Annotated in this window: 11 protein-coding genes; 1 reads left to right on the forward strand and 10 read right to left on the reverse strand. The window is 69.8% G+C overall.

The annotated features are described in order from the left end of the window. Window positions 1-6 precede the first annotated feature (6 nt). Together ISG29_RS13565 and ISG29_RS13570 are read right to left on the reverse strand one after the other, a co-directional pair. Window positions 7-1,206: an FAD-dependent oxidoreductase gene (locus tag ISG29_RS13565; RefSeq protein WP_194503990.1), complete on the reverse strand. Its 1,200-nt coding sequence runs from the start codon at window positions 1,204-1,206 to the stop codon at window positions 7-9. After that, the gene (locus tag ISG29_RS13570; protein WP_207793120.1) at window positions 1,193-2,293 is read right to left on the reverse strand and encodes an amidohydrolase family protein; all 1,101 of its coding nucleotides are present in this window, start codon (window positions 2,291-2,293) and stop codon (window positions 1,193-1,195) included. Before ISG29_RS13570 ends, ISG29_RS13565 begins: the two co-directional genes overlap by 14 nt. Between ISG29_RS13570 and ISG29_RS13575 the strand changes: the two genes are divergently transcribed. Beyond that, complete coding sequence (locus ISG29_RS13575) at window positions 2,256-3,272, forward strand: IclR family transcriptional regulator (RefSeq protein ID WP_194503991.1); 1,017 nt, start codon at window positions 2,256-2,258, stop codon at window positions 3,270-3,272. The two genes, ISG29_RS13570 and ISG29_RS13575, sit on opposite strands and share 38 nt — an antisense overlap. A 102-nt stretch (window positions 3,273-3,374) precedes the next feature. Here the strand turns inward: ISG29_RS13575 and ISG29_RS13580 are convergent, their stop codons facing one another. From ISG29_RS13580 to ISG29_RS13615, 8 genes are all read right to left on the reverse strand, one after another. Beyond that, window positions 3,375-4,439, reverse strand: coding sequence for a DODA-type extradiol aromatic ring-opening family dioxygenase (locus ISG29_RS13580; RefSeq protein WP_194503992.1), 1,065 nt, complete (start codon window positions 4,437-4,439; stop codon window positions 3,375-3,377). A gap of 134 nt (window positions 4,440-4,573) precedes the next feature. After that, entirely contained in the window at window positions 4,574-5,419 is an 846-nt protein-coding gene (locus ISG29_RS13585; protein WP_194503993.1) for an alpha/beta fold hydrolase, read from the reverse strand. Beyond that, window positions 5,416-6,387, reverse strand: a complete 972-nt coding sequence (locus tag ISG29_RS13590) for an alpha/beta fold hydrolase (protein ID WP_194503994.1) — start codon at window positions 6,385-6,387, stop codon at window positions 5,416-5,418. The genes ISG29_RS13585 and ISG29_RS13590 overlap by 4 nt, the downstream gene beginning before the upstream one ends. A gap of 56 nt (window positions 6,388-6,443) precedes the next feature. Beyond that, window positions 6,444-7,658 (reverse strand): NAD(P)/FAD-dependent oxidoreductase, encoded by a 1,215-nt coding sequence (locus ISG29_RS13595; protein ID WP_207793122.1) that lies wholly within the window; start codon window positions 7,656-7,658, stop codon window positions 6,444-6,446. A 304-nt stretch (window positions 7,659-7,962) separates the two neighbouring features. Continuing rightward, window positions 7,963-8,289, reverse strand: a complete 327-nt coding sequence (locus ISG29_RS13600; RefSeq protein ID WP_235959847.1) for a non-heme iron oxygenase ferredoxin subunit — start codon at window positions 8,287-8,289, stop codon at window positions 7,963-7,965. A 217-nt stretch (window positions 8,290-8,506) separates the two neighbouring features. Next, window positions 8,507-9,814: an ABC transporter substrate-binding protein gene (locus ISG29_RS13605; protein WP_194503995.1), complete on the reverse strand. Its 1,308-nt coding sequence runs from the start codon at window positions 9,812-9,814 to the stop codon at window positions 8,507-8,509. Window positions 9,815-10,013: 199 nt separating this feature from the next. After that, window positions 10,014-11,135 carry a branched-chain amino acid ABC transporter permease gene (locus ISG29_RS13610; RefSeq protein ID WP_194503996.1) on the reverse strand — a complete coding sequence of 374 codons (1,122 nt, stop codon included), beginning with the start codon at window positions 11,133-11,135 and terminating at the stop codon, window positions 10,014-10,016. Continuing rightward, the gene (locus ISG29_RS13615) at window positions 11,135-12,025 is read right to left on the reverse strand and encodes a branched-chain amino acid ABC transporter permease (protein ID WP_194503997.1); all 891 of its coding nucleotides are present in this window, start codon (window positions 12,023-12,025) and stop codon (window positions 11,135-11,137) included. The genes ISG29_RS13610 and ISG29_RS13615 overlap by 1 nt, the downstream gene beginning before the upstream one ends. Window positions 12,026-12,028 lie beyond the last annotated feature (3 nt).

Here is a 12,028-nt window from a genome sequence, read left to right on the forward strand (position 1 = left end):
GCCGCCTCACGCGGTGGGGCCGGCCGACAACAGCGAACCGCTACGCAGCTCGCGGCCCGTCATCATGAATCGGCGCATCCGATCGCGGTCGTTCACGATCCGGCGGTAGCGCTCGAGGTCGGCCGCCTTGCGAGCGGGCTCGCCGACATCGAACACGAGCTGCTTTTGTTCCGAGGAGACCGGTGACGCGATCTCGGTGAACACCCTGCGCCGCTCGGTGGAGTAGCGGTCGAGCACGTCGTCGCAGGCACCGTCGAGGATAACCGCGCCCAGCGCCTCGACCAGCGCTGCGGAGTCGTAGAAGCCGCACGCGACCCCGTAGCCGCTGGTGGGGTTCGTGACGTGGGCCGAGTCGCCCAGCAGCAGCACGCGTCCGACCCTGAACCGGTCGGCGACGCGCTCGTGCATGCGAAACGACGCCCACTCGCGGACTCCCGGGTCGACGGAGTCGGGCAGGGCTGCCCGCAGCACCCCGGACATCCGCTGGCCGACCGAGTCGTCGGGCAGGATCCGGCTCTCGGCGTAGGTGTAGCGCCACGGGCCGGGACTGGCCAGCTGGGCGATCAGGGCGCTTCCGGGGGGCGCGACGCGGGCCACCGACGACCGGTAGCCCAGCATCGAGAGGTCGAGATCCAGGTCGGCCACGACGAAGCGCTCGGGCCACGTCATCCCGTGGAACGCCAGGCCCAGCTTTCGGCGGACGACGCTGTGCGTGCCGTCGGCAGCGATGACCCACGACGACCGGTAGTCGCGCTCGCCCTCGGGGCCCACCGCTCCGACCGTGCACCCGGTCGCGTCCTGGACGACGGAGCACGCCGAGGTGCCGCGCTCGACGCGCACGTTCGGCAGCGCGCGCAGGTGTGCGTGCACGATCCGGCTCAGCTCGTTCTGGGCCAGGTGCAGCGTGAAGGGATGCTCGACCTCGTCGCCGAGCACCGAGAGGTCGAAGACCAGCTCCTCACCGGACTCGACGATCTGGAGCGACCAGCTGCGTTGCTCCAGACCGACCGCCCGAGCCTCCTCGAGCAGTCCGAGATGGTCGAGCTCGGACATGATCGACCAGTGGAAGAGGGTGGACTGCGGCGCGCGCACCACCGACGGCGCCGACTCGAGCACCGTGACGCCGACCCCGGCCTGGCCCAGCCCGAGGGCCGTCACCAAACCCACGGGCCCGGCGCCGACGATCGTCACGTCATGCGTCGACACGGACGCCGCCCCGCGGTACTGCGCCCGCCGCGAGGCCGAGCAGCGCCGCGGCGTTGGCGCCTCTGACGTCATGGCCCTGCTCGTCGGTCAGGATGCCGGCGTCGACGGCGGCCCGGACGAGCAGCGGCTGGGCCTCCAGCTGGCCCGCGATGAAGGGGTGATCGGTCCCCATCACGATGTGGTCGGCACCGAACCGGCGTACCAGCAGACGCACGTGCTCGTGGTCGAAGACGAGGGTGTCGACCCAGAGGCGACGGGCGAGGTCGTCGTGGTCGGTCGCGGGATCCTGGAAGAGGGCCGCACCGAGCGCGAGCCGCGGCAGCGCGAACGGGAAGGTGCCGCACCCGTGCGACATCACGACCTTCAGTGCGGGGTGGTCGCGCAGGACACCACCGAAGACGAGGGCGCCGGCCGCGAGGGCGGTGTCGCTGAGCATGCCGAGGCCGAAGTCGTAGGGCTGCCCGGTGCGCCTCAGAGCACCGTCCCCGCCACCGAGCGGGTGCACGTACAAGATCGCCCCCAGTGCCTCGGCGGCGTCGAACAACGCTCGCACGGCCGGGTCGTCGAGCTCACGATCGGCGAGCCGGCAACCGATCTCGGCTCCGCGCAGCCCCAGCGTGGTGACGATGCGCTCGAGCTCGGCGACCGCCGCGTCGACGTCCTGCACCGGGAGCGCGCCCAGGCCCACCAGTCGTCCGCCCGACTCGGCCACGGCGGCCGCGATGCCGTCGTTCATCGCGGCCGCGAACGCCGAGGCGGCGGGCGCAGGTGCCCAGTCGGTCAGCGTGATCGGCACGGGCGAGACGAGCTGGACGTCGATGCCCGACGCGTCGAGCTCGGCCAGACGGTCGCGCACGTCCCACAGCGCCGAGCGCACGGGACGGAACTCGCGATCGCCGAGCATGATCGAGCCGTGGCTCGCGTCATGACGCACCAGGCGCGGCCAGCGCGGGTCATCAGACCCGTCCGGAGCCGGCAGACCGGCCGGCAGGATGTGCGCGTGTGCGTCCACGACGATGCCGGGAGCCTCGGAGATGACGTCGGTGCGGATGAGCGCTCCCCTCGTCGCGACGCGGCCGAGTGCCACGTGTCGTCGCGCGACCGTATCGACGCCTCCAGGGGCCGGTGAAGCCGTCGTTCCGGTCGCTGGAAAGGCGCCGGGAGGGGCCCGGAGCCGGGGTTCGGGGCCGTCCGGCGACCGCTACCCTTCAGTGAAGCCCGTCACACGTCATACCGCGCACAGCCCCCGGGAGTCAGCCACTGTGAATGCCTCGCCGGACCACGGAACCAGGGCCCCCGAGCCGCCCTCGATCCTGTCCAAGGCCTTCGAGCTGCTGCGTGCGTTCAACTCCAACGAGAGGGTCATGACCCTCAGCGAGCTCTCCCGCGCCTCGGGCCTGCCGAAGTCCACGGTGCACCGACTGATCGCCCGTCTCATCGACCTCGACGCGATCGAGCAGCACCGCTCGGGCTACAAGCTGGGTCTGGGCCTCCTCGAACTCGGGGCGACGACCCCGGCCGCCGGCATGCGCGACGTCGCGATGCCCTACCTGGCCGCCCTGCACCGCTGGTCGGGCCAGACGGTCCACCTCGCGGTGCTGCGCCGCTACGACGTCGTCTACCTCGAGAAGCTCGCGCGCGCCGACAGCCCGTCGTCCCTCTCGGGCGTGGGTGCGCGACTCCCCGCCAACTGCACCGCGATCGGCAAGGCTCTGCTCGCCTGGGAGAACCTCGAGGATCTCGAGGCCTTCCTGCCCTCGCCGATGCCGATGATGACGCCGCACTCCATCACCGGGGTCGACGAGCTGGTGACCGAGCTGCGCACCGTCCGGACCGTCGGGATGGCCCACGAGCGCAACGAGGCCCAGCTCGGGCTGGCCTGCGTCGCGACGCCCCTGGTCGTCCACGAGTTCGCCGTCGGCGCGATCTCGGTCGCGCACCGAGCCGATACCGAGGCGGGCCAGAAGATCGAGCACGCACTGCACGAGACGGCTGTCCAGATCGCCAAGGAGATCCGCGAGGGCCTGACCCATGGCCGGTCGCACTGGTTCCCCCGCGAGGTCTGAGGCCTCCCCGGCAGCACCGAACCGCGGGCGTCCGCCCCGGACGCACCACGGCGCCGACGCCCTCGATGGGGGCCGGCGCCGTCGTCGAGAACGGGCGTGTCGCTAGCGGAAGATCGCGAAGGTCTTGTTCGAGTTGAGGATCTCGGTCTCGACGAAGTCGCTCCACTCCAGGCTCAGCCCCAGCTCGGACATCGCCCCCAGCAGGCAGAACCAGTTGAGCATCTCGTGCTGGCCGGCGTCGATGATGTCGCGGGTCGTCTGCGCGGCCCACGCCGCGTAGTCACCGGCGACCATCGCGTCGTAGAGCGCGCGATCGGCCTCGGTGTCGGGGCGCAGGTGCCAGTCCTTGTCGTTCAAGAAGGCGTGCGACCAGCTGGCCGAGGCGACGAGCGCCACGCGCTTGCCACTGTCGCGCGCCGCGCGGCCGACGGCCCGACCGAACTCGAAGCAGCGCATCGGTGACGGCCCGGGCGGGTCGAGATCCTCGCCGGCCTGGATGTCGGCGAAGCGAGCGATGCCACCGCGGCGGGCGATGACGTGCTCGCCGTAGCAGTTCACCGCCAGCGGGACGATCGGGTAAGGGAACTGCTTGCCCACGTTGTCGTAGTCGAGGAAGATCTGCGTGTTCGCGAAGGCGTGCGGGAAGTGGATGCCCTCGCGCTGCTCGTAGGAGTAGGCGACGTCGATGCCGTCGTTGAGCACTGCGGCGGCGATCTCCTTGGCGAACTTCGGGTCGCCCTGCATGGTGAACCGCTCCTCGTCCGGCAGGCCCCAGACGTTCGGCACCTTGAGCATGTTCAACACCGCGAACGGTTCGACCTCGGTGTCCTCGTAGGCCAGGACACAGAACGACGGGATGACCTCCTCGCGGAAGTTCTCGTACTGGTCATCGCCCCACACCAGCACGACGTCGGGCTCGAACTCGTCCAGAGCCGCGCGCACGGTGTCGAGGCCTTCGCGCAGCTGCGCCCGGTGCCCGGCCGCCGCCGTGGTGCCCTCGTCGTCGCCCCACTCCCTCTGCGCGAGAGGAGACCAGTTCGCCGGATCCTTGCGCTCGGCCGGGATGTCGGGATCCTTGAGAACCGTCTTCATGAGGTTCGCCATGTGCGTGTCCGCACCGGCCAGCATCGGATAGTGGGTCATGCCGAGACCGATGACGTCTGCCATGGGTGCTCCTCCAAGTCGATGGGTGGGGTGGGCTGCCCCCTTCACGTCGATCGCACCGACGGTCACGGGGCGCCTGGCCATACAAGTCCGGCGGTCCGGGCAGCACCACGTGCCGTTCTGCTGCCCGGAACCGCTCAGCTGTTGCTCACGAAGTCCGCGACGAGGCGGTTGAACTCCTCGGAGTGCTCGATCTGGAGCCAGTGCCCACAGCGGTTGATGATGTGCACCCGCGATGTCGGGATCGCCGCGACGAAGCGCAGCGAGTGCTCGAAGCTGACGACCCGGTCGTCGCGACCGTGGAGAGCCAGCGTGGGCACCGACAGCTTCGACAGCTCGGGCAGCAGGGCGAAGTACGGGTTCGGCGCCTGAGGGGCGTCCCACAGCGCGTTCCAACTGTCGAGGTGCTCGGGGTGCGCCCGAGCGGCCGCCGACCTCAGGGCCGCGAGCTCGTCGGTGGCCCACTCGGGGTCGAAGCACATGATCTGCACGAGCTTCTTCATGTTCTCGGCCGTCGGCTCGCGGTAGGCGTGGAACAGCACCTTCAGACCCTCGGAGAAGCCTCCCCCGGGGCTGAACAGGTCGAGCCCGGGGGCGGGTGCGCCCATCGAGATCAGGTGGCTGACCCGCTCGGGGAAGCGCACCGACGTCGCCACGGAGGTCATCCCGCCCATCGAGTTGCCCACCAGCGCGGCGCGCTCGATGCCGAGCTCGTCCATGAACGCGATCAGGTCGGCGACGTGGTCGCGACCGACGGCGTCGTTCTGGGTCTCGCTCTCGCCCCACCCCGGCATGTCGACGGAGTAGACGTGGAAGTGCTGCGAGAGCGGCTCGATGTTGGGCCGGAAGTTGCTCCAACCGGTCGCCCCCGGTCCGCTGCCGTGCAACAGGATGACCGGATGGCCCTCCCCCGCCTCGTAGTAGTGCATGCGGTACCGGCTGGTCTGGACCGTGCGGCTGGAGCTCTCTGCGGTGACGGTCATGACTGCACGACCCGGTCGGTCAGTTCGGGCCGCAGCTTCGACACACCTGCGGCATCGGCCGCCTGGCGCGAGACCCGACCGTCGCGGAAGAACTCGAGGAACACCCGGTTGAAGATGTCGGGTGAGTCGGTCTGCCCCTGGTGCCCGGTCTGCTCGGGATAGAAGAACTGGATGTTCGGAAGCACCTTCTCCTGCTCATAGCCCCACTCGACCGGCGTGAGCACGTCCTCGGTGCCGTAGAGGTAGATCCCGGGGATCGTGAGCCGGTCGAGACGACCCTTGGTCGAGAGTCGAGCCTCGATGTTCGGGTCCTCCCACGGGATGATGCGGCCGTACTGGAGGAGCCCGGGCCAGAACTGCGCGTGAGCATCCTTGCCACGCTCGGCGGCCGCGTAGCGCATCTCGATGAGGTCGTCGCTGATCGCCTCACCCCGGTAGATGATGGCGCTCATCATCGCCCGCATGCCCTCGCGGGTGCCGTCGTAGTGGGTCAGCTCGACCTTGGCGGGCGGCTTGAGGCCAGGTGGGACGACATCGCCGATGTCGCCGGCGATGAGGGCGAAGCTCAGCACTCGTTCGGGGTGGGCGACCACGTAGTTGGTCGTGTTCATGCAGCCCATCGAGTTGCCGGCGAGGTGGAACTCGTCGAGGCACAAGGCGGTGGCGAAGTCGTGGATGAAGTCGACGTAGCTGTGCACGCCCTTCGGCCAGAACTCCTCCCGGTCGTCGGAGAGGCCGAACGCCGGCATGTCGGGGCAGTACACCCGGAAACCGTTCTCGCCGAGGAAGGGCGCCATGAAGCGCCAACCGGCCAATCCGGACGACCCGGGCAGGCCGCCGTGCAGGAGGATCACGGCCGGTCCGGTGGTGCCCGAGGTCATGTAGTGCGCCTTCGAACCGTTCGCCAGTCGCACCCAGCGGCTGAGCATCCCCGGAACCTCGATGAGTCCCTCTTCGGTCAACGTCATGCTTTCTCCTTCATTGTTGGGCGCCACGGCAGACGCGTGAGCCGTGGCCGGTCGGGTCAGGCGGGCGTGGAGCCCGCGAGCCCCAGGTCGAGGTCGGCGATGGCCAGGCGCTGGGTGGCTGCCCTGCGGCACTTCATGAGCGTTCGTGGATCGTCGACCACGAGCGCCCCGGTGACGCGTCCCACCGCATCGGCGTAGACCGCCACGAGACCCGACTCGACGTCGCCGTGCAGCAGCGCGACGGTGCCGTCGGCGGGGCGCCCGACGATCTGGATGCGGTGGCCGTACTGGTCGGACCACACGTAGGGCACCTGCGGTCGAGGCGGGGGCGTGCCCGTCAGCGTGGCGGCGATGACACCGGCATGCTCGTTGGCGTTGGTCCAGTGCTCGATGCGCAGGTCGGTCCCGTACAGCGGATGTGGCCACCGCGCGATGTCGCCGGCCGCGAAGACCCCGTCGACGCCGAGCACGCGCAGCTCGGCGTCGCACTCGATGCCGTCGCCGATCGGCAGGCCGGAGGACGCCAGCCACTCCGTGGCCGGCGTCGCTCCGATGCCGACCACCACCAGATCGGCGGGCAGCACGCGTCCGTCGTCCAGCGCGACGCCGGCGACACGCTCCCGGCCACTCGCGCCGTCACCGACGAAGTGCGAGAAGCCGACCCCCGCGTGCACCCTGACGCCGTTGAGCGCGTGCAGGCGGGCCAGCTCGCTCCCGACCGCCTCGCCCAGCACGTGGGTCAGGGGAACCGGTTGCGTCTCGATCATGGTGACGGCCTTGCCGTGCGCGCGTGCCGCCGCGGCGAACTCGGCCCCGATGAATCCGGCTCCGACCACGACCACGTGCTCCGCCCCGGCCAACGACGCACGCAGGGCGACGGAGTCCTCGGCGTTGCGCAGCGTGTGCACGCCCTCGAGTTCGTCTGCCCCCGGCAGCGTCCGCGGGTTGACGCCCGTGGCGATGACCAGCTGCTCGAAGGCGTACTCCGCACCGTCTTGCGTGGTGACGACGCGCCGGTCGAGGTCCAGGCCCGTGGCGCGCGTACCGAGGTGGAGGTCGACGGCCAGCGCCTCGAGCTCCTCCGCGGAGAGCAGCGGGACCGGCTCGTCCGAGCCGCCGGGGAGGAGCATCTCCTTCGACAGCGGTGGCTTGTCGTAGGGGTGGTGGGTCTCGGCACCGAGGATCGTGATCGACTCGGCACTGCCGGCCGCGCGCAGTGCCTGGGCCGTGCGCATGCCGGCGACCGAGGCACCGATGATGAGAATGGGCACGCCCGTCAGTCTTGGCACGGCCCACCGGGCGGGCAACGCGCGTTACCGCTGGCTGGAACCCCGAGGCCGCCCGGTCCCGGTGGACGGACCATCGGCGCCTGCGCAACGAGCAGGACTCATCCGACCGCGCCCGACGGACCGGTCAGAGGGACCGGTCAGACGGACCGGTCAGACGCCCAGCGATGGAGCTCTCGTCGACGGCTGCCCTGCCCAGCCGGTGCACGCGTCGGCGACGCTCGATCCCGACGACGAACTCCCACGAGGGGCCCAGATGCCGCGAGGCGTCAGAGGCGCCCGCCGGCGCTCACTGACTCAGCACGTAGACCTGGTCGCCGTCCACCTCGACCTGGTAGGTCGCGAGCATCACGGTCGCGGGCAGGCACAGCGGCTTTCCGCTGGACAGCTCGAAGCGCGCCATGTGCAGGGGGCAGACCAGCTCGTCGCCCTCGATCTCACCCTCGGTGCCGAGGGACCACTTCTCGTGGGTGCAGCTGTCGGCCGTCGCGAAGAACGTGCCGTCCTCGGCGCGGTGCAGGGCGATCTGGTCGCCCTCCAGCGTCATCGACTCACCGGGAGCGAGATCGTCCACGGCACAGGCCAGCTGGCGGTTCATCGTCTGCGTACCTTCCATCGGTGCTGACCTCCGTCGTCGTCGGCCGGGTCGTCCGGGCCAAGGGTCCAGTCTGGGTAAGGCCGCCTCACCTCGTCAGGGCCGGTTTCACTCCACGGAACGCGCGGGGCGACGACCACGCCCGACGGCCGGCCCCACCTGCGTGTCGTCGTGACCGCACGCGACGGCGGGCCCGGCGACAGACGTCGCCGGACCCGCCGCCCTCGCCGAGGAGCTGCTAGTCGCCCATCTGACCCTCGAAGTCGTAGAGGTCGCTGTCGGTGAACGTCTTGGACTTCGCGTCGTAGACACTCATGTAGGACGCCTCCATGGCCTCGTGGTCCTCGAGTCCGTCGAGCTTGAACCGCACGCCGTCCTTGAGCAGCGCCGGCTGGAAGTCGAGCGTGGAGAAGGCCGACATGATGCCCAGGCGGCTCAGGCCGAGCGGTGAGTCGGCGGCCTCCTTGATCGCCTCGAAGAGTGGCTGCGAGTACAAGAACCCGCCGAGCGAGGTGTTGTTGATCGGGGTGTCGGGCGAGGACTTGTGGAGCAGGTCGACGGCCTCGAGCACCGCGGGATCCTTGGCTCCCTCACCGCGTGAGGGATCCTTGACGTACGTCGTGATGTGCCAGCCGTCGGCGGCCTGGCCGGCGACGTCGAACGTCGCGCTCGAGCATGTCGAGGTGATGTACGACGGCACGTCCCAGCCCTGGTTGGCCGCCTCCTGCATCGTCGAGGCGCACTGCGCCGACGTCGGGATCGCGATGAGGGTGTCGGCGCCCGAGGAGCGCAGCGTCGTGATCTGCGAGGACGGTGCCGCCGTCTCGGTCGCCTCGATCGTCTCGGTCTTGACGATCTGGTTCTTGCCGGCGTACTTCTTCAGCGCATCCAGGTAGTCCTTGCCGGACTCCGTGTTGGAGTACAGCACCGCGACCTTGGCGCCGTCGGGGTGGTTGGCCGTGATGTCGGCCATCATGATGCGCGAGTCGAGCGCCGAGGGCTGCGAGAACACCGCTGTCCACGGGTAATCGGCGGGGTCGTTGGCCGAGGCACCGCCGGAGACGCCGGGCAGGAACGGCACGCACTCCTCGCCCAGGATGCCGCGTACGGCGACCACCTGCGCCGTCGCGATGACGGTGGTCATGAGGTCGATGTCGTCCTTGTCGAGCAGCGTCTGGGTCGAGGTCAGCGCCTTGTCGGGCGTGAACGCGTCGTCCTCCGAGACGAGCTGGAACGTCGTGTCGAGCCCGGAGGTCTTGTTGAAGTTGTCGAACGCGGCCTTGAGCCCGGGGCCGATCACGCCGAGGGCCGGTGCGACCGGACCGGTCAGCGGCATCGTGTTGCCGACCTTGACCGTCTTGCCCAACGGCTGGGTGACGTCGGTGGGGCACTGGCTCAGGTCGATACCGAGCGCCTTGGCTGCCGCCTCGGCCTCGCTCGACACATCACCGCCCGAGTTGTCGTCGGCGACCGGCGAGCCGCAGGCCGTGGCCAGGAGGCCGATGGTCAGCACGGTTGCGGACAGCCGTGTGCGCTTCGTGAACATGTCGTGCTCCTTCGAGAGACTGGTCCTCGGTCGGACCGTGAGATGCAGCGTCGAGATCCCGAGTCGGTGGCTCATGGGTCTGGCTCACCCGCCGGGCCTCAGTGTGATGTGGGCGACACCGGGGGTCCGATCGCGGATTCCGTCGGGTGGAACCCCCGCACAAGATGCGTGGCCGGCACCCGCCCCAGCGCCGAGGCGCTCAGTCGGCGAGAGGGGCGCCTGCCGCCGTCTCCTGGCGCGGCTGGCACGCGGCGGGTTCGATCCCCTGGTCGGCGGAGACGGGTGGGGCCTCGGAGAGGTCGAACCTCGGAGTCGGGCGCCGGGGCTCGACCACGAGGACGCGGGCGCCCAGCCGCCCGAGGCCGCCGACGACGCCCTCGCGCAGCGTGAACACCATGACGATGATGAGGATCCCGAACAGGACGCCGGCGGCGGGGCCGTCGGTCAGCTCCCCGGTCCAGAGGGGCAGGTAGTAGATCACGAAGCCGCCGATGATCGGGCCCCAGAAGCTCGCCCGCCCACCGAGCACCATGGCGACCAGCAGGTAGATCGTGAAGAGCAGGGAGAAGCTGTCGGGGGTCAGGATCCCGGTGTCGACGGCGAACAGCCCGCCCGCGAGACCGGCGATGGCAGCCGAGATGCCGAAGAGGACCGTGCGCACGACCGTCCGGTCGACCCCCATCACGATCGCGGCGGGCTCGTTGTCGCGCAGCGCCACGATGGCGCGTCCCGTCCTGCCCCGCATGATGTTCCACACGAGTAGGCACGACACCGCCAACGCCACGACCGCCACGTAGTAGAGCCATAGGATCTGGCCGGCGCGACCGGCGAAGTAGGCGTGATCGGGAGCATCGAAGCTGATCCCGAACAGCCCGGCGGATCCTCCGGTCAGGGAGTCGAAGCGTCGCACCAGGCTCGGGAAGATCACCCCGACCGCCAAGGTGACCAGGGCCAGGTACATGCCCCGCAGTCGCAGCGCGGGCACGCCGACCAGCACGCCGACCACGAAGCAGACCAGCATGCCCAGGACGAAGGCCACCGGCGGGTACCAGCCGTGGTCCGTGACCAGGATGCCGGTGGTGTACGCGCCGAAGCCGAAGAACGCCGCGTGACCCAGCGAGATCTGGCCTCCGAACCCCGACAGCAGGTTGAGGCCGACGGCCGCGATCGCCAGGATCAGCGCGCCGGTGACCTGGTCGAGGCGATAGGGAGCCACGACGTAGGGCAACGCGAGGACGACGGCCACCACGAGGGCCACCCGTCCCAACCGGATGCCCCGGTGCGGCATCGTGCCTTCGTGAACGGTGATCGGCAGTGCCATCAGACTCTCTCCACTCGCCTGGATCCGAACAGACCGGACGGTCTGACCATGAGGACGATCAACAGCAGCACCAGCGCGACCGCCAGCTTCAGATCGGAGCCGACGAACGAGACGTACCCGCCGATCAGGCTCTCCAGCACGCCGATGATGAGCCCTGCCAGCACCGCTCCACCGGGTGAGTCGAAACCCCCGAGGGTGGCCGCGGCCGCGGCGTAGATGAGGAAGGTGAACATCATGTACGTCGTCAGGGTCGTGCCCGGGGCGACGAGCGGCCCGAGCAGTCCACCGACCGCGGCGGCCATCATCCAGCCCAGCGCGTTGATCCGGTTGACCCTGATGCCGAGCAGCGCAGCGGACTCGGGGTTGCTCGTCGCCGTGCGCATCGCCAGCCCGAGCTTGGTGTACTTGAACAGAGCCAGGATCGCGGCCAGGACCGCCGCGAGCAGGACCGCCAGCAGCAGCTGCTGATAGCGCACCCGGCTGCCGAGCACCCCGATGTAGTCCTCGGCGCCCGAGGAGAAGACGGTCGGGAACGCCAGCGGCTCACCACCCCAGATGATGCCGGCGGTGGCGTTCAGCGCGAGGAAGAGGCCGATGGTCACGAGCAGGATCGAGTAGTCGGCGTCGTGTCCGAGAGGCCTGACCAGCACCCGCTCGACGACGCCACCCATGATCACGCCGGCCGCGATCGCGATGACGATGGCGAAGACGACCGGCACCCCAGCCTGCGTGGCTGCGTAGGCGATGAAGGCGCAGAACATGGCCATCTCGCCCTGGGCGAGGTTGAGGTGCTTGGTGCTGCGGTAGACGCAGACCAGGGCGAGGGCGAGGAACCCGTAGATGACACCGTTGTTGAGCCCGTCGATGAGGCGGGCGACCAGTAGGTCCATGGG

This window comes from Nocardioides acrostichi, assembly GCF_015319165.1.
GTDB lineage: Bacteria > Actinomycetota > Actinomycetes > Propionibacteriales > Nocardioidaceae > Nocardioides > Nocardioides acrostichi.